This window comes from Sphingomonas flavescens, from assembly GCF_030866745.1.
Classification (GTDB): domain Bacteria; phylum Pseudomonadota; class Alphaproteobacteria; order Sphingomonadales; family Sphingomonadaceae; genus Sphingomicrobium; species Sphingomicrobium flavescens.
This window is the reverse complement of sequence record NZ_CP133016.1, coordinates 2510684-2530878: the sequence shown is the minus strand read 5'-3', so window position 1 is coordinate 2530878 and position 20195 is coordinate 2510684. Positions and strand designations below refer to the sequence as shown.

Here is a 20195-nt window from a genome sequence, read left to right as displayed (position 1 = left end):
GGTGTTCCACAAATAGTCGGTGCGCGGCGCCTTGCGCGGCGTGGTGCTGCCTAGCCTGCTGCTGCTTGGTCGCCATAACTCCTGTCCCTGCTTCTGGTGACCCCGACTGGATTCGAACCAGTGGCCCTCAGATTAGGAATCTGATGCTCTATCCTGCTGAGCTACGGGGTCACTGGCGGCCGGAATAAGGGACGATGTCCGCCCAATCAATTCGCGTGTCAGTTTACCTGATCCGGTGGAGTGACGGGCACGAATAGCGGCGCGACGGGGACCCCCTCATCAACCAGGGATCTTGCCTGCGCCAATGTCGCATTTCCGTGAACTTGCTGCGGTTCGATCTCGCCGGCGTGGATCTTGCGCGCAGTGTCGGTGAACTGATCGCCGACCCAGCGAGACTTCTTCAGCAACTCCGCCTGCATGGCAGCCAACCGGCTCAACGGGCTGTCCGATCCCTTCCGTGGTACCCGGGGCGCCATCGGTGCCTTGCCCACGTTGGAAGATTGGCAAAGGGGACAAATGACGAGATCCTGCTGCCGTTGGTCCTCATAGTCGTCCGACGAGCGGAACCAGGCTTCGAAAATCTGGCCATCTTCCCGGCATTGCAGGTCGAAGACGATCATTGGTGAGTGACATTTGGGATCGACCGGCGGTGCGCCAGTGCAGGCACGCGAGAGCGCACGTCGGCTATTCTCGCGCGATCGATCTCGACGAAGCCGAGACCCGGTTGATCACCCAGATCGAGCAGCACTTCGCCCCACGGATCGACGACGAGGCTGTGGCCAAACGTATTCCGTCCGTCCTCGTGATGACCCACTTGTGCGGCAGCGATCACGAACAGACCAGCTTCGATCGCGCGGGCCCTCAGCAGGACGTGCCAGTGCGCCATGCCCGTTGGGACCGTAAATGCGGCCGGGACGGCAATGGAGTCGGCTCCAGCCTCGGCCAGCCGCGCAAACAAATCGGGGAATCTGAGATCGTAGCAAATCGTCAGCCCGAGCCTTCCGACGGGCGTGTCGTCGACAACGACTGCTCGGTCACCGGCGGCATACACATTGGACTCGCGCCAACTCTCACCTGTGGGCAAGTCCACGTCGAACAAGTGAATCTTGTCGTAGGTTGCCCGTATTTCGCCGGCCGCGTCGATTACGAAAGCCCGGTTGGCTACCTTCCCATTGCTGGTGAGGACCGCGAGCGATCCAATATGCAGCCAGAGACCGTGCTTCGCCGCCGCGTCCCGACAGGCCGATAGCACCTCATCGCGTTCCGGCTCTCTCAAGGCGCTAGACGCCCGTTTCGCATCGCGATCGAGCAGGCCCGACATCTCAGGCGTAAACAGCATCGTGCCGCCGCCAGCGGCAGTCTTTTCAATCGCTTTTACAAGCGCAGCGGTATTGGCGGCCGGATCGATTCCCGTAGTCGGCTGAAAGACCGCGACGCGCGTCATCCGTCAGGCGGCGAGAAGCTCGTCGAGCTTGCCGGCGCGATCAAGCGCCATCAAGTCATCGCAGCCGCCGACATGCCGATCGTCGATAAAGATTTGTGGCACCGTAGTGCGGCCGCGCGCACGCTGGACCATCGCCTGCTTGTCAGGACCACCAAAATCAACCGAAATCTCCCGGAACTCGATACCCTTGGCATCCAGCAGTTCCTTCGCCCGCCAGCAGTACGGACAGAAGCCCTTCGTATAGATCTCGACAACCGGCACGCGCTCGCTCCCTTTCCGTGGATATTTAGGCAGAGCACTCAACGCATCAACTGCGAAGGTTTCACCACACGTGCCCAACTGACCAGTTCCACCCGCGCCGCACCCGCCCGCTGCAGTGTTCGCGCGCATGCCTCGGCCGTGCTGCCAGTGGTCAGCACATCGTCGACGAGGATTATCGTTTTCCCCCTAATCCTGGCCTCATCAGCGATCGAAAAAGCTCCAGACACGGTTTTCTTGCGCTGGCTCGCGGTCATCCCCTTCAGCGGCGGAGTGCGTCGAGTGCGGCGAAGGGCGGCCGGCTGCACGTCGATGCCCAAGCGGCGCGACAACTCTTTTGCCACCAGAGCCGATTGGTTGAATCCCCGTGACCAAAGGCGCGTGCGATGAAGCGGGACCGGAACAAGAAGGCGCTCGTTCTCACTGTCGCCCACCAGCGGAGCCATGAACCGCGCCATGGTGCGAGCGATGGCGACCTTGCGTCCATATTTGAGGCGGATCGCGAGGCCCCTCGTCAAATCTCCATAGGCGACCGCTGCACGCGTCCGGGCAATCTTCGGAGCGTGCGCCAAACAACGGGCGCACGTTGCCTGCTCAGTGGATTGCAAGGGCATCCCGCAGGTCTGGCAACCGGTGTGGCCGAGAAATTCGACCTGCTTCCAGCAGTCCGGGCAAAAGCTGTGCACGTCGCCGACGATCGTCCCGCAACCCGCACAGCGTGGCGGCAGCGCGAAGTCGAGGATCACGCGTGCGGATGTCTTCAAGCCAGCCCACAACATGCCTTCTTGTCGCCCGAGCGCACGACCTGCACAAGCGCCGCCATGGCCGAACTGTTCGATATGAGGATCCGGGCGATGCGACGCGATCGGGCGGCGCGATCGGGGGTCGAACTTTTCCTATATGAACGCGCATTCGCCGATTGCCTTGAGCGGATCGAACTCATGCAACGGCAGTTTGAACGCGCGCTTCTAATCGGATGTCCCGATCCGACCTGGGCAAAGCGCCTACGGGCGCTCGGACCGGACGTTCAAATCCTCGATCCCGGCGCCCTTTTTGCCGATGCCGCCGGAGGCTCCGCGGTAATCGAGGATGCTTGGCTCCCGCCGGAGCAAGGTTACGATTTAATCGTCTCGGTGGGCACCCTTGATACGGTGAACGATCTGCCGCTGGCCTTACGCCTGACGAGCTATGCGCTGAGCCTTGGGGGTTTGCTCATCGGCGCGATGGCGGGCGGCGAAACGCTTCCGCGTTTGAGGGAGGCCATGCGGGCGGCGGATGAGGCGACGGGCGCTGCAGCTCCTCATGTTCACCCTCGGATAGAACCTTCGGCGCTCTCCTCTCTGCTTGCCGAGAGTGGCCTCGCTAACCCGGTCGTCGATATCGACCGCGTCAACCTTTCATACCAATCTATTGAAGGTCTCGTGCGCGACCTGCGCGCCATGGGGCTGACCAATGTGCTAGCGGCCCGACCACATTTCATCAGAAGGGCGGGCCGCACCGCCGCAGCGACGAGCTTTTCCGCGGCCGGTCGCGACGGTCGAACGACTGAAACCGTCGAAATTCTGCATTTCGCCGCTTGGGCTGCCGACAAGCCTGCAGGTGCGTTAACCCTATAGCCCGAAGAGTTATTAACTCTGGCTGGGATAAACGGCCAATGTGGACGTGGACCAGAGGAGGGTGGCGTGATCGCTATCCGGACAATGTTGCGCAAGCTGCGCGCCGATGAGCGCGGAGCGACTGCGATCGAATACGGACTGATTGCCGCCCTGATCGTCATCGCGATGATGACGGGACTTCAGTCGATGGGCGGTGGCGTCGGTGGCATGTGGGGCAAGCTCGGCAACGCCGCTAACGAACACATGCCGTCCTAAGCGGGCGCATCAGCTTCGGCGCGACCCGTAGACGATGAGTTTGACTTTTTGCCCTGGCGCCAACCGGCTGCCGGGGTTGAGGTCGTTGAGCGAGAGGAACCGCTCGAGCCTGTAATCCCGGTAAGCCATGCGGGCGCTCAACGACTGAAGCGTATCGCCAGGACGTACAGTTTCGACGTGGATGACCCGCGGGCGGATTGCTGCAGCCTCGCCCGGGGTGATCTTGCGGAGTGAGTTGATCATTGGGGCGAACGGGCCAATCCCGTAGCCGCCCGGCGTGATCATCACGAAGAAGTAGATTCGGCCCGGTTCCCACTGATAGGCGGCGACGCTGGCGTCGATCGGCCCGGACTCCCCGTTAAAGCGCGCCGTCGTGACCGCTGCCGGCATGCCGTTGATGGTGACGTGTCGTGGCGGCGGCACGGGGTAGTTCGCGGTACCCTGCGTAAGTCCCCTGAATGCCAGCAATACTGCGTCGTCGAGATTCCCGCGAAACGCTCCGCCCTTGAACTGCGCCTTCCCCGCCGATCCAGAAACGGTAACGGCATCGGTGCCGTTGGACATCAGGTAGCCCTGCGGCACCGTGAACTGGATGCGCAGATCCGGGTGTGTGAAGGTCGCGCCATCGATTACGCCTTGCGCGGGGTCATCGTCGACAAAGACGCCTTCGATCTGGTTGAGATAGACATCGCGGTTGCGAATGCCCGTCCCTAGCCGGCCTGTCGCCCGCGCCTCAGCCAAGGCGCGCTGCATCCGATTTTCGCTAAGTGGGTGAGTGCTCGCCCACTCCGGAGTCTGGCGGTTGGTGCGTCCCTGGACCAGCGCCGAAAGCCGGCTCTGCCGCGTGAGCGCTCCCAGCACGCCGGCAGCACCGGCTGGATCATAGCCGGCCATGAGCATGTAGCGCAGTCCCAGGGTATCTGCCTGATATTCCTGATCCCGGGAGAAGCTGAGCAGGTCCATGCGGGAACGCGCGGACAGAATATCGGAGAAGCCTCCGCCGAAGATCGCGCCGACGATGGCACCGAAGACCCCGAGCGGATTGCGCTGCGCATATTGTTCCCGGATGTGGGCGTGGTTGGCCGCAACGTGACCGACTTCATGACCGAGCGCGAAGGCCAGCTCGGACTCGTCATTCATCAGGCCCAGCAACTGGCGCGTGATGTAGACGTAGCCTCCGGGAACGGACAGCGCGTTTTCGACCGCGGAATTTAGCGTCGTGAAGTGAAGGGCTTGATTAGGATTGGCGACGCCGGAAAATTGGCCGACTCGTCTGCCGATGCTCGTGACGTAAGCCGCGCGCGGTCCGGTTTCGGCACCGCCCAAGTCCTGTACGAGCTGGGCGTTGTCGCGCTGGGCTTCGGCTACGTCGCGGGGATCAAGATAGCGGAGTTGCTGCGCGGCGGCCGGCGTGAGCGCCAAAGACGCCGCGGCAAACAGAAGCAGTTTCTTACGCAAAACAGCCATAGTCCCTCGCTCTCGCGCCGATAAAGCGCGCAAATTTTGAACGGAGAATGACTGAAGCGGGTTCCGGCCTGCTCTAGCCTATGGCGAGAAACTTCGCGCGGCGCTGTTTGCGGAGTTCATCGCTGTTGAGAGCCGAGAGGCCGTCCAATTCTTCGATGAGCGCACCTTTCAGTCCGCCGATTGCCGCGTCGCGATCGCGATGCGCGCCCCCCAGAGGCTCATCGACGACACGGTCGACGACGCCGAGCGCATGGAGGTCGGCGGCAGTGATCTTCATCGCTTCCGCCGCATCGGCAGCTTTGTCGGCCGTTCGCCAAAGGATGGACGCGCAGCCTTCGGGCGAAATGACGGAATAGACAGCATGTTCGAACATTAGCACACGGTTGGCCGACGCAATTGCGACCGCGCCACCCGATCCACCCTCACCAACAACGACGGCTACCATCGGAACGCCAAGTTTCAGGCATTCTTCGGTTGAGCGGGCGATCGCCTCCGCCTGCCCGCGCTCCTCGGCCTGTACGCCCGGGAAGGCGCCCGGGGTGTCGACAAGCGTCACGACGGGGATGCCGAATTGGTCCGCCAGCTGCATCAGCCGTATCGCTTTGCGGTAACCCTCGGGCTTGGCCATGCCAAAATTGTGCTTGAGGCGCGTCGCCGTGTCGTCGCCCTTCTCATGCCCCAGGATCATCACGCGGCGTCCGTCGATCCTCGCCAGGCCACCGATGATTGCCGGATCATCGGCGAAGGCGCGGTCGCCAGCCAGCGGGAGGAATTCGTCAACGATTCCCCCGAGGTAATCCTTGAAGTGCGGCCGGTCTGGATGGCGCGCGACTTGCGCCTTCTGCCACGGCGTCAGCTTCGCATAGGTGTCGCGCAACAGCTTGTTGGCCTTGACCTCGAGCTTGCCGACCTCCGCATCGATATCGATGTCGGAGCTGCTGGCGGTTTCGCGCAGCTCCGCCACGCGGGTTTCCAGCTCGGCGATCGGTTTTTCGAAATCGAGATAATTCAGCATGTGGAGCGGGCGGGTAGGCGCAAGCTGCGGTGGCCGTCAACGCGGCGGTTGGCGATTGCGCGTCGCCAGCGGGTGCCGGGTGTTGACGAGCTCGACCAGCCGGGCACTGTCGACATGGGTGTAAATTTGCGTCGTGGCGATGTCGGCGTGCCCCAACAGCGACTGCAGGACCCGGAGATCCGTGCCGCCGGAAAGGAGGTGGGTTGCGAAAGCATGACGCAGCACGTGTGGGCTGACGCGTTCGGGCGCGATGCCTGCGTCGGCTGCCATGGCACGGACGATCTGGAACAGGCGCACGCGGCTGAGGTGCGACTTGCCACTGGCGAAAAGCCAGGGGCGGCCGCCCGGCGCGATCTCCAGCCAATTCGCGACAGCAGCTTGCGCCCGCGTGGAGATCGGCACCAAACGGTCCTTCGATCCTTTACCGCGCACCATTAGAAAGGGCTGGTCTGGCCGAACCGCTACGCGCGGAAGGCTGACAAGCTCGGTAGCGCGCAGGCCCGATCCGTATAATAGTTCGAGTAACGCGAGGTTTCGCAACCCGTTCGGCTCCCCGCTCGCCGCGCGATCCTCGGCAGCTGCAAACATTCGCTCCACTTCCGCGGTATCCAGAATACGGGGAAGCGGCCGTTCGAGGCGGGGGCGCGGCAGCGCAGCCGAAGGATCGTCCTTGCGCAGCCCATCGTCGATCAGGAACCCGTAGAAGCGGCGGAGCGCTGCTGAGCGGCGGGCAACGGTCGACGGCGCGAGGTCACTCCACTTGGCCCCCAGCTGCTGGAGCTTCTCGGTGTTCGCGTCGCCAAGCACACCGGCATCCTCCGCCGCCCGTTCGAGGTCGTTACGATAGGCCGCCAGCGTGTGACGCGACGAGCCGGCCTCCACTGCCATCATGTCGAGAAACCGGTCGACCAGGGCGCGGTCGTCGGGCGTCACGTCCTTGACAGGGCCTCGGCGGCGATCATCCGGGCGGTGAAGCCCTGCCCGGTTTTCCCAAGCGCCGACACGGCGTGAAACAGATGCGACGCCGGAATCCTGTCGTACGCAGGCGTCTGAAAGCCCGTTCCGGTCAGCACAAGTACGGTGCCCCCCTGCCCGCGCGCTGCGGCTGCGTCGATCATTCTGGTCCAGTTCGTCACGTGGCCCAGACCTAGTCCGTTGCTCCGGTTGATCGAGTTGGCGGTCTCGGCGTTCAGCCGCCCGAGCCCTGCAAGGCCTGCGACCAGCAAGGCGCTACGGACGTGATCGCGGCTGTTGTCGCGCTTAATGAAGGCGTTGACGCGCCGCGCGGTGACTTCCGCCACATTCGGCGCGGCCAGAGCCAGCATCGCCCAGCAGCGGTCGTTCGCTTCGTCGTCGAGGTCATCGAGGATCGGAATCCATCGCGCGGCCGCTTGATCGTAGCCGCCCGCAAGCATCGCGGAAATCAGATCGCAGGCATCCTTGCCAAGCTTGGCGTCCGGGCGGACCATCGACGCCGCGCGGGCGACCAGCGCACGCGCGCCTTCCTTGTCGTATCGGCCTTTGCCGGTGCCCAACAGCTTGCGGATCGCTGCCGTACGCGCGCCGGGATCCTTGGCGACGTACGCGAGACGCAATTGCCAGGCGTCACTGCCGGGAAGGTCGTCAGGATCCGTGGCATCGTAGATGGATGAGTAAAGATCGACCATCGACTGAGAGGAGAACACACCCATCCCAGCCGCGATCATGGCCGACGGCAGCCGTTGCTGAGCGGTCAGCATGGGTGCCCGAGCCTGGAAAGCCCTCAGCTGCGGCGACGCGGCGTTGATCAGACGGTCCGGCGGGACGGCACCGGTGCCGGTAGCGAGCCCAAAACGCCAGGCTGTGAGCGAGTCTACTGGATCCCATTCGAGTGTCGTGGTCCGGCCGTTCGCGCCGGCCCCGACAACCTTCTCCGCCAGCGCAAGGTCTATCCCGCCGATCCGACCGTAACGCCGCGCCTGATCGATTGTCGCTGACGCCGATTCCGGCTGTCCAGCCAGCGACGCACACATTGCCTGCACCAAACGTAGCACGCCCGGCTCGGCCTTCCGCATGCCATCTTCCAGTGGACACAGGGCCGACGGGTCCGAGCTGGCCAGGGCAGTCTGGACAGCCACCTGCGTCATCTTTGGCGTGAAGCGGTCGACGTCGACGCCGGCAACGAGCATCCGCGCCGCGTCCGCTTCGCCCATCCGCAGCAGCAGCCAGGCCCGCTCGGCCGTCCAGTCGATCGGATTGACATTCACGGGCGCATGAAGCTTGGCCAGCAGGGCGTCTCGAAGGGCGATGTGCGCCCAGCGCGACGCGAGCGGGGCACGCATCCGCCGCATCAATGTCGAAAGAAATGGTCCATTGGCGCCGCCCCAAGCGTCGTCGGTAAGCCCCGCGGCTTGTGGTGAAATCGCGCCGACCGACCACGGATCGCGGCGTGCCCACCCAGGATATTCGATCGGCGGCACCGGCGGCGGAATGTTCACGGCCGCGACCTCTTCAACCGCGCTTTCATCGCCACCCGATTCCGCCGGAGCGGCCTGGCGGACGGGAGCGGGCGTCGATGGCGTCGCAGCCGGCGCCGGCTGCGTTACGTTCGCCTGTTGCGCGAGCGCGGGCAGCGCCAGCAGCAGCGCCGCGGATGCCAGCCAGACGGGCTTAATGAGCATTGCCCCCAGTGCCTGCGCCCGGCGTGACCTGAACCTCGATCGGCTTGGTCGGCTGCTCCTTCGGCAGCGTCGACAGGAAGAACAGCACACCCAGCACAACAAGCACCAGGACTATGGGAATGAGTATCCGCGGCATGGACGCGGCTTTTGCCCAGCGCGCGCGCCGCTGTATAGCCCTTAACGGTGACCGAATTGTCGAAGCGTCTCGACCGGCCCGTCGTGCTGGTGGGACTTATGGGGGTTGGCAAATCGACGGTCGGGCGCCGCCTGGCCAAGCGCTTAGGTGTGTCTTTCGTCGACAGCGATTCGGCAATCGAGGATGCCTCAGGGCTCCCGGCCGCCGAGGTGTTCGAGCGTTACGGCGAGCGCGACTTCAGAGACGGCGAACGTCGACTGGTGGCTCGATTGATCGAAGGCGAAGTCCGCGTCATCGCAACCGGCGGCGGGGCCTATGTCGATCCGCGCACCCGCGAACTGCTGAACCAGCGCGCGATAACGGTCTGGCTCGATGCTCCGGTCGACGTCCTGACCGAACGCACCTCACGCCGCGATACCCGCGTGCAGCTCCGCACCGGTGACCCGAAGGCCGTTCTCGAACGCCTGTCGCAGGAACGCCGCCCATCTTACGAGGAGGCGCATATCCACGTGAAAAGCGGTGACGGCGCCCACAAGGACGTGGTCGATGCGATCATTGTGGAACTGGAGACGTTCCTGGCTGCGGATCGGGGCTAGGCCCGCCGTCTTCATCGTCAAGTGCGCGGTCGGGCGCGAACGCGCGCTCCCAACCGGCGCGGATGTCGCCTGAGGCCGCCTGACGCTCGAGCCGCTCGCAGTCGCGCCCGCGGTATTCCCGCTCGACGCGGTCGATCTCGCCAAGAGGAATGCCGTTCGCCTTCAGCGCGGCGCGGCCCATCGCGACGGCACTCTCGAAAAGTTCTCTCTCAGCGAAAGCTAGGTCGAGTCGGTCCAGCTCAATGAGGTGCAGGCGATCGTATGCGCGAACCATGACAGCTGCCTGGGGGAAGGCATTTAGCACCGCGCGCAAAGCTTCTGCGCTTAGATCGCCATCCTTGTTATCGTTGCAAAATGCGATCACACGCGCGGTTTCAGCACCCGCGGTCCGGAGGAGGTCCAGCCGGACTCCATCGCCGTAATAGACCTTCGTGCCGAATTCGCCGGCAAGCTCGATTTGCCCCGGCTTCTTGTCGATGAGCGTTACGCCGATGCTCTTCGCCATCATCATCTGGGCGACCGTCTGCCCGAAACGGCCGTAGCCAACGACGATCGCACTCGTCTCGGGCGATTTCTCTGGACCGTCGAGGTCGACGCGGGTCTCCTCGCGCCGCTCAAGAAAGTCGATGAAGCGCATCAGGAACGGCGTCGTCGCCATGGATAGCGTTACGACGGCACCGAACAGTGAGGCGGCCTCTCGTTCAATCAACTGCGCATTGGTTGCTTGCGCAAACAGAACGAAGCCAAACTCGCCAGCCTGGCTGAGAAGCAGCCCAAGCCTGACGCTATTCGGCCAGCTTGCACGAAAGCCTCGCGCAATCAGGCTGATCAGCGCGGTCTTGGTGGAGATCACCGCGGCCGCGATGCCGAGGACGAATAGCGGCCGCTCGGCAATCATGCCGAGGTCGAGCAGCATACCGACCGACAGGAAGAACAGGCCAAGGAGGATCGAACGGAACGGCTCGACGTCCGCCTCCAGCTCATGCCGGTACGGCGACTCGGCGAGCATCACGCCCGCAACGAAGGCGCCCAGCGGCACCGAAAGGTGCAGGCTGTGCATGACCGCGGAAGCGCCCACGACCGTAAACAGGCCTGCGACCACGAACAGCTCGCGCTCGCCCAGACGGCCGACCAGTCGGAACAACGGGTTCAGCAAGAAGCGCCCCACGATCACCAGCCCGATCACGGCCGCCAACGTATAGAGCGCCAGCATCCACCCGACCGGCGCGCCCGGGTCCGGTGGCGTCCGCGCCATCGCCGCGATGATGGTGATCATCGGCACGATCGCCAGGTCCTGGAACAACAGCACGGAGAACGCTCGTTCCCCCTGCGGCGTGTTCAACTCATTGTCCGCGCGCAGCATCGGCAACACCTGCGCGGTCGACGACAGTGCCAGCGGCAAACCTATCGCCAGCGCGGCCTGCGGCGAGATGCCGAGGGCGAAATAAAGCAGGGAGCTGAGCACGATGCCGCAGGCCACCACCTGGATGAGACCAAGACCGAAGATATCCCGCCGCAAGCGCCAGAGACGACTCGGCTTCAATTCGAGCCCGACGATGAACAGCAGCAGCGCAATACCGATCTCGGTCACGCTGGTGAGCTGCTCGGGGTCCTTGATCAGCCCCAGCAACCGCGGCCCGATGAGCGCGCCAGCGACGATATAGCCCAAGGTCGCGCCGAGCTTGAGCTGACGAAATACCGTCACGAAAACCAGCGCCGCGCCAAGGAGGATCGCACCGCTTTCGAGGATTGCGGTCGTCGCCTGCGCGGTCTCGGCCGGTGTCGTCAACGCGCGTCTTCCATCGCAGCCAGCAAGGCGCGGAACGGAAGCAGGATGGCCCCATGCCGGCCGCTGGTTCCGCGTCCAGGCTCAAGCACGGCAATGCCGGGCCAGTGGTCGATTTCGTTATGCTCGTTCGCCAGCCAGCGGCTCAACGCCAACATCGCCTCGGAAACCTGATCGTGATCGCGTCCGCGGCAATGGCGCTCGACCAGCGCGGCGGAGGCCTGGCCGAAGGCGCAGGCGTGCACCTGCATCGAGACATGCTCGACCCGGCGATCGTCGTCGAGCTGAACGCTCATCCAGATCCGGCTGCCGCAGGTGGGCGAACGGACCTCGGCGCGCCCGTCCTCGCGGTCAAGTTGTCGCGGCTCCTGTAAAGAGGCCGCCAGGCGTAGGATGTCCGTGGTGTAAAGCTGCGCACTCATCCACGACGCCAAGTGGTGCCGCCCGGGCCGTCTTCCAATACGATGCCGTCCGCCTTCAACTCGTCGCGGATGCGATCGGCCGTCGCGAAATCTCGGCTGGCCTTGGCTGCATCTCTTAGTTGAATCAGGTCCGTGATTTCCTGATCTTCGTCTAATGTGCCTAATATGCTTTGCCGATCAATGCCAAGCATCTCGAACGCCGACAACAACTCCGCGCCCGAGATTCTGTAAGCGCTAAATGGCGATCCAAAAGATTGGGCGCTCGCAAGCGCTCTAACCTTTCGCGTTTTCACCCGAATATAATCCAATGCCCCTGGCGTATTTAGATCATCTTTTAGGAGTGAGATGAATCTGGTCTCAGGTTGAACTGCTGGAAAAGTCTCCTCAAAGCGAAGCGCGTCGGTCGCCTTTCGTAGTATTGTCTCGGCATCTTCCAAGAGGCGCTCACTCCAAGCCAGCGGTTGGCGATAATGCGCGCTCAGCAGGGCCAGCCGCAGCGTCTCGCCCTTGTGCCCCTGTGCCAGAAGCTCACCCGGCGTGATGATGTTGCCGAGGCTCTTCGACATCTTCTCCGTGCCCATGTCGACGAAGCCGTTGTGCACCCAGTAGCGCGCCAGCGGGGCCCCACCGTGCGCGCAGCGGCTCTGCGCGATCTCGTTCTCATGGTGCGGGAAGATGAGATCGAGTCCGCCGCCGTGAATGTCGATTGTCTTGCCCAGATGGGCGCGGATCATCGCCGAGCATTCGATATGCCAGCCGGGCCGCCCCCGGCTCCATGGCGAATCCCAGCCAATCATGCCTTCGGTGCTGGGCTTCCACAGCACGAAGTCAGCAGGATCGCGCTTGTAAGGGGCAACTTCCACGCGCGCACCGGCGACCATCGCGTCGCGGTCGCGCTTGCTCAGCGCGCCATAATCAGGGTCGCTCGGCACCGAGAACAGCACATGGCCCTCCGCGGCATAGGCGTGGCCAAGCTCGATCAACCGCCCGATCATCGCCACCATCTCGGCGATCTCGCGCGTCGCGTGCGGGGCGATGTCCGGATCGCGCACGCCGAGCGCGCGCATGTCATCAAGGAAGTGGTCCTCGTACCGCGCAGTGATGACTGAGGGGTCGACGCCTTCTGCAGCCGCAGAAGCGATGATCTTGTCGTCGACGTCGGTGATGTTCCGCGCGTAGACCAGGCTGTCTTCGCCAAATTCCCGCCGGATCAGCCGCGCCAGCGTGTCGAAGACCACGTACGGACGCGCATTCCCGATATGCGCACGGCCGTAGACCGTGGGTCCGCACACATACATGGTGATCCGCTTCGGGTCTTGCGGGATGAACTCGCGCTTCTCCCGCGCAAGGGTGTCGTGAAGCCTGATCATTGTTCGCCAACCTTATTGGGCTTGAGCCGCCGCGCCTGCACCCAGTCGACGATGCCGCGCCCGCTCGCGTTCAGCAGCGGATAGGTGCGGGACTTGGTCATCCACTCCGGCCGGTCGGACTGCGGGCCGTAGACCATATCAGTGGCAAGGTTGGCGAGAAGGAAGAACAGGGTCGCGCCGAGTAGCCCCTTGAGCGCGCCGAAGCCGCCACCGAGCACCCGGTCGAACGGCCCGAGCAACGCGTGCCGCCGCGTCCGCCCGCCGATCGACCGCGCCAGCAGCTTCACCAGCAGGAAGCTCGGAATGAAGAGGATGGCGAAGGCCAACACCGCCGCCGCCGCGTTGTCCCAATGAAAGCTGTTGATCAGTCCGGTCCACAACTGCGTGTGAAATAGCTTGAGCATCGCGATCGCGACGACCCAGGCAAACAGCGACACGACCTCGTGCACGAAGCCGCGCACGAAGCCGACGGCACCGCCGCCGAACAGCAGGAGGAAGACGAAGATGTCGAGCGCGGTCACCCTGCTGCGCTAGCGAAGGCGTTTCGGCGATGAAAGCCCCGCCTAGTCGATGATCGGCTTATAGATGGCCACGCGTCCCGGCGGGTTCACGCGGAGTCGAGCGAGGCTCAACCCAGCCGCGACCAGAGCCACGATCGATGCCGCCAGCATCAATCGCGGTGCCGCACCGACGCCAGAACCGTGAAATGCCGCACCGACAGCTACCGCGCCCGTGGTCTGGCCGAGCAGCCGCGCCGTCGCCAGCATCCCGCCCGCCGCCCCCGATCGAGCCTTGGGCGCAGCACTGACGATGGTCCGATTGTTCGGCGACTGGAAGATCCCGAAGCCGAGCCCGCAAACAGCCATTCGCCACGCGATATCAACATTGTCAGGTGAGCTGCCCAGCAGCGACAAGGAGAGCAGACCGAGGGCGAAGATGACAAGGCCGACACCGCCCAACAGGCCGGCATTGACCCGGTCCGCCAGTCGCCCGGCAAAGCTTGCGGCGATTCCGACGGCAATCGGCCAAGGCGTCATCAACAAGCCGGTCGCGATCACCGATCGGCCGAGCACGCTCTGCAGCATGAATGGCAAGGCGACATAGGCCAGCATCTGGGCTGCGAAGCTCATCACCGAGGTTGCGATCGAGAGGCTGAAGATCGGAATTCGCAGCAGGTCTAGCGGAATGAGCGGCTTGGGATCGCGCCACTCCCGCCGCACCAAGACGGCGCCGGCCGTCAAACCTACAGCGACGAGCGCCAGTGATCCGACGCGCCCTTCGCGGGCAAAATCCTCAGCGCCAAAAACAACGCAGCCCATCATCGCCGCACTCAAAAGGGCCGAGCCCCAATCGAAGGCCTCGCCATGGCCCCGCATTCCCGGCAGTGCCTTGCTTCCGACGACCAGCGCGGCGGCACCGATCGGCAGATTGATCAGGAACAGCCACGGCCAGGAAGCAACGCCCAGGATCAGCGCAGCCAGTGTCGGTCCGGCTGCCGCGGCCATCGACAGCACCATGGCGTTATAGCCGATGGCGCGTCCCAGCAGCTTCGCAGGATAGGTCGCGCGGACCAGCGCCGCGTTCATGCTCATGATGCAGGCCGCGCCGATCCCTTGGAACGCGCGCGACGCAATCAGCTGCGCGAGACTTCCCGCCATTGCGCAGCCGACCGACCCAAGCGTGAAGAGTGCGAGGCCGGGCAGATAAACCCGCTTGTAACCGATGCGATCACCGAGCGCAGCCAGGGGAAGCAGCAGCACGGTGATCGTCAATTGATACGCATTGATGACCCACACCGAGGCGGCTGGCGAGACGCCCAGTTCCCGCGCGATCGTCGGCAGCGCGACGTTCGCAATCGCGCCATCGAGGACGGCCATGGTAAGCGCCAGCCAGATGCTGAGCATCGACCAGTATCGACGCGGGATCGGCAGCCCGTCCGACACTTGTGCGCGGGATGAGGAGGAAGTTTGCTGGTCCACGATTGTCCTGCGGAACGCAGCTGACGCGAGAGAGATGCGTGAGGACCGTATTCGAGCACATGAACAATTGCACGGTGTGGTGTTCGGCGCAGGGCACGGCTAGGGCTCCCGCATGGGGCTAACGGCAGTAGAAGAGCAGGCCGTCGAACGCGCGGCGGCGGAACCTATGCTGGATCAGGTTCTGGCGTGGGCAGCGGTGAACAGCGGGTCGCGTAATCTTGCCGGCTTGCGAGCGATGGCCGACTTGCTCACCGATGCATTTTCCGTGCTTCCCGGATCGCTGATGCCGGAGGAGCCGGCTCCAGTCACCGGCGTCGATGCGGCCGGCAAAGCATTCGAAATCGAGCACGGCAAGCATTTGCATCTGACTGTTCGGCCCGAAGCGCCGGTACAGCTGCTTTTTACGGGGCACATGGATACGGTCTTCGGCGCCGACCACGCCTTCCAGACGACCCGCCGATTGGACGATGGAGTGCTGAATGGCCCTGGCGTCGCCGACATGAAAGGCGGCATCGCCGTGATGTTGGCCGCGTTGCAGGCGGTCGAAGCAACCGAGTTCGCACGGAACTTCGGCTACGAGGTTGTGCTTAACAGCGATGAGGAAGTCGGGTCGCTGTCTTCCGGCCCCCTCCTGACGCGCGCCGCCCGAGGAAAGAAAGCTGCCCTCACTTATGAGCCGGCTGCGCTGCCCGACGGCACGCTCGCTGGCGCGCGGCCCGGCAGCGGCAATTTCGACTTCGTCATTCGGGGACGTTCCGCGCACGCTGGCCGGAACCCGGAAGACGGCCGCAACGCCCTGCTTGCGGCCGCCGATCTCGCGCTGCGGCTGGCGAAGGCGAAAGGCCCGCGGCTCAGCATCAATCCCGCACGTATGGAAGGTGGCAGCCCAAACAACGTGGTGCCCGACTTCGCACTGCTCCGGGTCAACATGCGACCGGCGACACCCGAAGACGAAGCGCGCGCCAGATCGATCATCGACGGGTCGGTCGCGATGGTCCGTGCGGAACATGAAGTCGCGATCGAAATTCATGGCGGGTTCGGTAGACCGCCCAAGCCGCTCGATCCGAATGCCGAAGGCCTTTTCAACATTGTGAAACAAGCTGGCAGCGATCTTGGTCAGACGATCGCCTGGCAGCCATCCGGAGGCGTATGTGATGGCAACAACATTGCCGCATGCGGGGTGCCCGTCGTGGACACCATGGGTGTACGCGGCGGCAAGATCCACAGCGAGGAGGAATATCTGATCGTCGAGAGCCTGGCCGAGCGGGCCGCCCTTAGTGCCTTGACCATCCTACGCCTGGCGCGGTCATGAGCTGCCGGATCCGAGCAGCCCGCAAAAGCGACCTGCGCGCCTTTTACAATCTGTCGAAACTCACGGGTGGTGGCTTCACCAATCTGCCTGCCGAAAAGGCTACTCTAGAGCGGAAGCTTGCGCGGAGCGCCGCGGGGTTCGACCGGGCGGGCAATACACCGGGCGACGACCTGTACATCTTCATGCTGGAGCGCGTCGCGGACAAGCAGATCATTGGGACCTGCCAGGTGTTCGGCGCTGTCGGCAGCGAGTCGCCATTCTACAGCTACTTGATCTCGACCCTCACGCAGAAGAGCGCTGAGCTCGGCCGGACCTTCCGCAACCAGACCCTCACTCTAACGACCGACCTCGAAGGGTCGAGTGAGGTCGGCGGCCTGTTCCTGCACCCGCAGGAGCGCGCCGGCGGGCTGGGAATGTTGCTGGCGCGGTCGCGCTACCTGTTCATCAAGGCGCACCGGAAACGGTTTGGCGACACCGTTCTCGCCGAGCTCCGCGGCGTGATGGACGAGGCTGGAAATGCGCCCTTCTGGGACGCGCTGGGCGGACGTTTCTTCGGCCTCACCTTTCCCGAGGCCGACGAGTTCAACGCCGTGCACGGCACGCAATTCATCGCCGATCTGTTTCCGAAGACGCCGATCTATGTCTCGATGCTTCCGGAAAGTGCGCGGGCCGTGATCGGTCAGCCCCATCCGACTGGCCGCGCTGCCCTTAAGATGCTGGAGACCGAAGGTTTCGTGTGGGACAGCTATGTCGACGTCTTCGACGGCGGCCCAACCGTCACCGCGCGCACCGACAACATTCGCACGATCCGTGAGTGCTCGCAGGCCACACTGGCCGACGAGCCGGCCGAATATGGCAAGACGATGATGATCGCCTGCGGACAGCTGGCGGATTTCGTTGCCTGCTACGGCCGGGTCGCGGACTGCGGCGGCGGGCAGGTCTCGATCGACGCAGAAGCGCAGGCGATGCTCGGCGCCAAGCCAGGCGATACCGTGTGGCTGGCGGATCGCTGACGCATGCCGCTGCGTGAAATCAATTTCGATGGGATCGTCGGGCCAAGCCACAACTATGCGGGTCTCAGCCTCGGCAACCTCGCGTCTGCGCGGAACGCCGGGGAAGTTTCGCGACCTCGTGCTGCTGCGCTCCAGGGGCTGGAGAAAATGCGCGCGAACCTGACGCTGGGCTTGGTCCAGGGACTGTTCGTTCCACACCCACGCCCGAACCGCACCTGGCTGGAAGCGCTCGGCACCACCCTTGAAGATGCAGACCCCGTGCTCGCAGCGAATGCGATGTCGGCGTCGGCAATGTGGGCAGCCAATGCGGCGACCGTGTCGCCATCGCCGGACACGGCCGACCGACGCTGCCACCTCACCGTCGCCAATTTAAAGACAATGCCACACCGAAGCCACGAATGGCCGGCGACCCTCGCTCAACTGCAGCTCGCGTTCGCGGTCGCGGAATTTGCGGTGCATGCTCCGGTTCCTCCGGCCTTTGGCGATGAAGGGGCGGCCAATCATATGCGGCTCTGCGCGAGCCACGGCGAACCGGGGGTCGAGGTTTTCGTCTACGGCGTCTCAGGCGGCGCCTATCCTGCGCGGCAGCATCTGGAAGCGTCGAAGGCGATCGCTCGGCGGCATGGGCTAAACCCCGAACGCACGCTCTTTGCTGAGCAGTCAGAACAGGCAATCGCAGCTGGTGCGTTCCACAACGACGTCGTTGCTGTCGCGAATGAGCGGGTCCTGTTTGCCCACGAACTCGCTTTTGCCGACAAGAACTCGCTAGTCGCCAAACTCCAGAAGTTGGTGCCCGGCTTTGAATATGTCGAAGTGCCGGCAGCGGAAGTGTCCCTTGAGGAGGCGATCCGATCTTACCTGTTCAATGCCCAGCTGCTGACGACCCCCGACGGCGAACCGACACTCGTCGTCCCGGCTGAAGCGCAAGAAACTCCTGCGGTCTGGGGATGGCTGCAACGCCACTTGGCCGGCAACGGTCCAATTCGTCGAGTGGAAGTCGTCGATGTGCGACAGTCGATGGCGAACGGTGGCGGACCGGCTTGCCTACGCCTGCGCGTGGTGGCCGACCCCTCTTCGGTCGACCCGCGCTTTCTGGCTGATGAAGCGAAGCTGGATGCTCTAGCGAAGGTTGTGACCCGCTACTGGCCGGACGAAATTCATCACGCCGATCTTCAGCAGCCGGCGCTTGTCGCGCAGGTCGTGGAGGCACGACTGAGGTTGCTGGATGCGCTCTCCCTGCAGGAGCTCGCTTAGTCCCGGAACGGGATTCTTCTTAATTCCATTTTAACGCTATCCAGTAAGAAATTTCCGGCTCAAAACCGTCGTTACGGCGTTCAACCGTTAACGATGGGTATGCTGAAAAAGATCGGTCGCCTCTTCCAGATCAAGACACGCACCGAAGCGTGGCTGGTGATCTATGCCATTGCGCTTGGCGCGGTGGAGCGCGGCCGGCTCTACCTCGACGCCTATCCGGGATATGGCGGGTGGGTGCTGGCCCTGGCTTGCACGGGCGTCGTCTTCATTGCCGGAGGGAAGTTGCTGGACAGCGTTCGTCCGCCAGAGCCGGCAATCGCGACCGCATCCCAGCGTGCCCCGTTACGCCGTCACGACGTCACTGGTCGTAATCGACCCACGCGCCTGCCGAACCGTCGCGGTTCAGTGTCACGGATTTCGCGCCGCACAGATTGACGCCGGTCCAGGTCGTCTGCCCGGCTCCCTGAACGTTGGCGCGAATATCGAACGCGCAATCCGGATCCTTAAACTTTAGAGAGGTCCGCGCCCCTGCCGACGGTGCTGGGCCGAGCGACTTCCAGTCCGACGAGCCCGCCCGCGTGATCGAAAGATCGGTTAAGGGCACGCTGGTGCCGTTGACGAGCATGAAATCCGACGCGCCGCCCGCGACTGCGGGAGATGCGATCAGGACAGCGGTTACGGAGAGCCAGAGTCGCTTCACGCGTCCGAGTATAGTCCGGACGCGTGACGCGAATATCGCTAATTTGACGAGGCTTAGGCGGCGAGGTCGGTGTAAGTCCGCCGCGTTCCGCTCCAGAAGACCGGCGCCGACGCCGGACCGTTGGTGAGCGCATCCTTGAGTGGCAACGCGGTCGAGCAGAAGGCGCATTCGGCAGACAAGCGGCCAATGATCCAATGCGTGCGACCGCAGCCGGGACAGTGATTCACTTCACCATCATGATAGACGGCGTGATATCCCCGCGAACTCGGGTTGAATGCCGGCCGGCGAGACTCGATCGGACTAAGCATCGTGTGTTCCTTCGAAACCATTTCGAACCATCAACGAGCGTCGAATCGTTAGGTTTCATCGACGATCCGTGTTTGCGCTCCGGGTGTCACTCTGGCGACACGCACCTGTTTCAACGCGGGACGAACCGCGAGGAACCGTTTCGGGAGCGCGACAATCGGTTTTTCGGGCTTGTGGATATTAACCATTGTTTAGCCATTCGGGGGCGATGGTCTGCCGGTGCGGAGCGGAGGGGCAAGTGGAGTCCAACGAGCGTTATTACCGCCGCCGGGCGGTTGAAGAGCGGATGGCGGCGCAGCGGGCGATGACCGAAACGGCGCGCGCCTGGCACAGCAAGCTAGCCGAAGATTTTGCTCAGCGGGCTGTCGCCTGCCCTGGTCCAGTGTTCGCTCCTGACATTGCGATCGCCAGCTAAGTCTCGCTTCGCGCGACCCCTTAGATGATGAGGGTTGCGCCGATCCAAACCCTCTCCTATGTCGCGCCCCTGCCGGTTTCCGGCACCCCGCGCGCCCGTAGCTCAGCTGGATAGAGCATCAGACTACGAATCTGAGGGTCGGACGTTCGAATCGTTCCGGGCGCGCCATTTTCTCTTTCCGTTCAAGCCTG

Annotated in this window: 23 protein-coding genes and 2 tRNA genes; 8 read left to right on the top strand and 17 right to left on the bottom strand. The window is 63.7% G+C overall.

What is annotated here, in order from left to right; genetic code table 11:
- Nucleotides 1-94: 94 nt before the first annotated feature.
- The 5 genes from QU596_RS12980 to QU596_RS12960 form a co-directional block, all read right to left on the bottom strand.
- Nucleotides 95-171: transfer RNA gene (locus QU596_RS12980), tRNA-Arg, on the bottom strand.
- Between the two features lie 47 nt (nt 172-218).
- On the bottom strand, nt 219-620 hold the full coding sequence (locus QU596_RS12975; protein ID WP_308516021.1) for a DUF1178 family protein: 402 nt from the start codon (nt 618-620) through the stop codon (nt 219-221).
- On the bottom strand, nt 617-1444 hold the full coding sequence (locus QU596_RS12970; protein ID WP_308516020.1) for a carbon-nitrogen hydrolase family protein: 828 nt from the start codon (nt 1442-1444) through the stop codon (nt 617-619). Before QU596_RS12970 ends, QU596_RS12975 begins: the two co-directional genes overlap by 4 nt.
- Nucleotides 1445-1447: 3 nt before the next feature.
- A complete protein-coding gene (grxC, locus tag QU596_RS12965; RefSeq protein ID WP_308516018.1) occupies nt 1448-1705 on the bottom strand; it encodes a glutaredoxin 3 in 258 nt (85 codons plus the stop codon).
- A gap of 38 nt (nt 1706-1743) precedes the next feature.
- Nucleotides 1744-2466 (bottom strand): ComF family protein, encoded by a 723-nt coding sequence (locus QU596_RS12960; protein ID WP_308516017.1) that lies wholly within the window; start codon nt 2464-2466, stop codon nt 1744-1746.
- 57 nt (nt 2467-2523) lie between these two features.
- Between QU596_RS12960 and QU596_RS12955 the strand changes: the two genes are divergently transcribed.
- Both QU596_RS12955 and QU596_RS12950 read left to right on the top strand, forming a co-directional pair.
- On the top strand, nt 2524-3318 hold the full coding sequence (locus tag QU596_RS12955; protein ID WP_308516016.1) for a methyltransferase domain-containing protein: 795 nt from the start codon (nt 2524-2526) through the stop codon (nt 3316-3318).
- A gap of 66 nt (nt 3319-3384) precedes the next feature.
- Nucleotides 3385-3573 carry a Flp family type IVb pilin gene (locus QU596_RS12950; protein ID WP_308516015.1) on the top strand — a complete coding sequence of 63 codons (189 nt, stop codon included), beginning with the start codon at nt 3385-3387 and terminating at the stop codon, nt 3571-3573.
- Between the two features lie 9 nt (nt 3574-3582).
- Here the strand turns inward: QU596_RS12950 and QU596_RS12945 are convergent, their stop codons facing one another.
- From QU596_RS12945 to QU596_RS12925, 5 genes are all read right to left on the bottom strand, one after another.
- Nucleotides 3583-5040, bottom strand: a complete 1458-nt coding sequence (locus QU596_RS12945; protein ID WP_308516014.1) for a M48 family metalloprotease — start codon at nt 5038-5040, stop codon at nt 3583-3585.
- 73 nt (nt 5041-5113) lie between these two features.
- The gene (locus tag QU596_RS12940; RefSeq protein ID WP_308516013.1) at nt 5114-6055 is read right to left on the bottom strand and encodes an acetyl-CoA carboxylase carboxyltransferase subunit alpha; all 942 of its coding nucleotides are present in this window, start codon (nt 6053-6055) and stop codon (nt 5114-5116) included.
- 36 nt (nt 6056-6091) lie between these two features.
- Nucleotides 6092-6946 (bottom strand): tyrosine-type recombinase/integrase, encoded by an 855-nt coding sequence (locus QU596_RS12935; protein ID WP_420030986.1) that lies wholly within the window; start codon nt 6944-6946, stop codon nt 6092-6094.
- A gap of 38 nt (nt 6947-6984) precedes the next feature.
- The gene (locus QU596_RS12930) at nt 6985-8715 is read right to left on the bottom strand and encodes a hypothetical protein (RefSeq protein WP_308516010.1); all 1731 of its coding nucleotides are present in this window, start codon (nt 8713-8715) and stop codon (nt 6985-6987) included.
- Nucleotides 8705-8851 carry a hypothetical protein gene (locus tag QU596_RS12925; protein WP_308516009.1) on the bottom strand — a complete coding sequence of 49 codons (147 nt, stop codon included), beginning with the start codon at nt 8849-8851 and terminating at the stop codon, nt 8705-8707. Before QU596_RS12925 ends, QU596_RS12930 begins: the two co-directional genes overlap by 11 nt.
- Before the next feature lie 47 nt (nt 8852-8898).
- Here QU596_RS12925 and QU596_RS12920 point away from each other — a divergent pair, with 47 nt between their 5' ends.
- Entirely contained in the window at nt 8899-9447 is a 549-nt protein-coding gene (locus tag QU596_RS12920) for a shikimate kinase (protein ID WP_308516008.1), read from the top strand.
- Here QU596_RS12920 and QU596_RS12915 read toward each other — a convergent pair.
- The 5 genes from QU596_RS12915 to QU596_RS12895 are packed head-to-tail and all read right to left on the bottom strand — an operon-like array spanning nt 9404 to nt 15004.
- Nucleotides 9404-11236, bottom strand: coding sequence for a cation:proton antiporter domain-containing protein (locus tag QU596_RS12915; protein ID WP_308516006.1), 1833 nt, complete (start codon nt 11234-11236; stop codon nt 9404-9406). The two genes, QU596_RS12920 and QU596_RS12915, sit on opposite strands and share 44 nt — an antisense overlap.
- A complete protein-coding gene (locus QU596_RS12910; protein WP_308516004.1) occupies nt 11233-11655 on the bottom strand; it encodes an iron-sulfur cluster assembly scaffold protein in 423 nt (140 codons plus the stop codon). The genes QU596_RS12915 and QU596_RS12910 overlap by 4 nt, the downstream gene beginning before the upstream one ends.
- Nucleotides 11652-13025 carry a cysteine--tRNA ligase gene (cysS, locus tag QU596_RS12905; protein ID WP_308516003.1) on the bottom strand — a complete coding sequence of 458 codons (1374 nt, stop codon included), beginning with the start codon at nt 13023-13025 and terminating at the stop codon, nt 11652-11654. The genes QU596_RS12910 and cysS overlap by 4 nt, the downstream gene beginning before the upstream one ends.
- On the bottom strand, nt 13022-13546 hold the full coding sequence (locus QU596_RS12900; RefSeq protein ID WP_308516002.1) for a CvpA family protein: 525 nt from the start codon (nt 13544-13546) through the stop codon (nt 13022-13024). The genes cysS and QU596_RS12900 overlap by 4 nt, the downstream gene beginning before the upstream one ends.
- Before the next feature lie 42 nt (nt 13547-13588).
- Nucleotides 13589-15004, bottom strand: coding sequence for an MFS transporter (locus QU596_RS12895; RefSeq protein ID WP_308516000.1), 1416 nt, complete (start codon nt 15002-15004; stop codon nt 13589-13591).
- A 112-nt stretch (nt 15005-15116) separates the two neighbouring features.
- Between QU596_RS12895 and QU596_RS12890 the strand changes: the two genes are divergently transcribed.
- The 3 genes from QU596_RS12890 to QU596_RS12880 are packed head-to-tail and all read left to right on the top strand — an operon-like array spanning nt 15117 to nt 18583.
- Nucleotides 15117-16316 carry a hydrolase gene (locus tag QU596_RS12890; RefSeq protein WP_308515999.1) on the top strand — a complete coding sequence of 400 codons (1200 nt, stop codon included), beginning with the start codon at nt 15117-15119 and terminating at the stop codon, nt 16314-16316.
- Nucleotides 16313-17329 (top strand): arginine N-succinyltransferase, encoded by a 1017-nt coding sequence (locus QU596_RS12885; protein WP_308515998.1) that lies wholly within the window; start codon nt 16313-16315, stop codon nt 17327-17329. The genes QU596_RS12890 and QU596_RS12885 overlap by 4 nt, the downstream gene beginning before the upstream one ends.
- A gap of 3 nt (nt 17330-17332) precedes the next feature.
- Nucleotides 17333-18583 (top strand): N-succinylarginine dihydrolase, encoded by a 1251-nt coding sequence (locus QU596_RS12880; RefSeq protein WP_308515997.1) that lies wholly within the window; start codon nt 17333-17335, stop codon nt 18581-18583.
- Between the two features lie 358 nt (nt 18584-18941).
- On the opposite strand, the gene QU596_RS12875 is transcribed toward QU596_RS12880, so the two are convergent.
- Together QU596_RS12875 and QU596_RS12870 are read right to left on the bottom strand one after the other, a co-directional pair.
- The gene (locus QU596_RS12875; RefSeq protein WP_308515996.1) at nt 18942-19283 is read right to left on the bottom strand and encodes a hypothetical protein; all 342 of its coding nucleotides are present in this window, start codon (nt 19281-19283) and stop codon (nt 18942-18944) included.
- A 53-nt stretch (nt 19284-19336) separates the two neighbouring features.
- On the bottom strand, nt 19337-19591 hold the full coding sequence (locus QU596_RS12870; protein ID WP_308515995.1) for a hypothetical protein: 255 nt from the start codon (nt 19589-19591) through the stop codon (nt 19337-19339).
- A 236-nt stretch (nt 19592-19827) separates the two neighbouring features.
- Between QU596_RS12870 and QU596_RS12865 the strand changes: the two genes are divergently transcribed.
- Both QU596_RS12865 and QU596_RS12860 read left to right on the top strand, forming a co-directional pair.
- Nucleotides 19828-20004: a hypothetical protein gene (locus QU596_RS12865; protein ID WP_308515994.1), complete on the top strand. Its 177-nt coding sequence runs from the start codon at nt 19828-19830 to the stop codon at nt 20002-20004.
- A 91-nt stretch (nt 20005-20095) separates the two neighbouring features.
- Nucleotides 20096-20172, top strand: a tRNA-Arg gene (locus QU596_RS12860).
- Nucleotides 20173-20195: the final 23 nt, after the last annotated feature.

What these genes read in the sequence shown, in the direction of transcription:
- QU596_RS12945 (WP_308516014.1), bottom strand. Translation starts at nt 5,040, where the DNA reads ATGGCTGTTTTGCGTAAGAAACTGCTTCTGTTTGCCGCGGCGTCTTTG.
- QU596_RS12935 (WP_420030986.1), bottom strand. Translation starts at nt 6,946, where the DNA reads ATGATGGCAGTGGAGGCCGGCTCGTCGCGTCACACGCTGGCGGCCTAT.
- QU596_RS12930 (WP_308516010.1), bottom strand. Translation starts at nt 8,715, where the DNA reads ATGCTCATTAAGCCCGTCTGGCTGGCATCCGCGGCGCTGCTGCTGGCG.
- QU596_RS12975 (WP_308516021.1), bottom strand. Translation starts at nt 620, where the DNA reads ATGATCGTCTTCGACCTGCAATGCCGGGAAGATGGCCAGATTTTCGAA.
- QU596_RS12880 (WP_308515997.1), top strand. Translation starts at nt 17,333, where the DNA reads ATGCCGCTGCGTGAAATCAATTTCGATGGGATCGTCGGGCCAAGCCAC.
- QU596_RS12870 (WP_308515995.1), bottom strand. Translation starts at nt 19,591, where the DNA reads ATGCTTAGTCCGATCGAGTCTCGCCGGCCGGCATTCAACCCGAGTTCG.
- QU596_RS12940 (WP_308516013.1), bottom strand. Translation starts at nt 6,055, where the DNA reads ATGCTGAATTATCTCGATTTCGAAAAACCGATCGCCGAGCTGGAAACC.
- QU596_RS12925 (WP_308516009.1), bottom strand. Translation starts at nt 8,851, where the DNA reads ATGCCGCGGATACTCATTCCCATAGTCCTGGTGCTTGTTGTGCTGGGT.
- QU596_RS12910 (WP_308516004.1), bottom strand. Translation starts at nt 11,655, where the DNA reads ATGAGTGCGCAGCTTTACACCACGGACATCCTACGCCTGGCGGCCTCT.
- cysS (WP_308516003.1), bottom strand. Translation starts at nt 13,025, where the DNA reads ATGATCAGGCTTCACGACACCCTTGCGCGGGAGAAGCGCGAGTTCATC.
- QU596_RS12970 (WP_308516020.1), bottom strand. Translation starts at nt 1,444, where the DNA reads ATGACGCGCGTCGCGGTCTTTCAGCCGACTACGGGAATCGATCCGGCC.
- QU596_RS12885 (WP_308515998.1), top strand. Translation starts at nt 16,313, where the DNA reads ATGAGCTGCCGGATCCGAGCAGCCCGCAAAAGCGACCTGCGCGCCTTT.
- QU596_RS12890 (WP_308515999.1), top strand. Translation starts at nt 15,117, where the DNA reads ATGGGGCTAACGGCAGTAGAAGAGCAGGCCGTCGAACGCGCGGCGGCG.
- QU596_RS12955 (WP_308516016.1), top strand. Translation starts at nt 2,524, where the DNA reads ATGGCCGAACTGTTCGATATGAGGATCCGGGCGATGCGACGCGATCGG.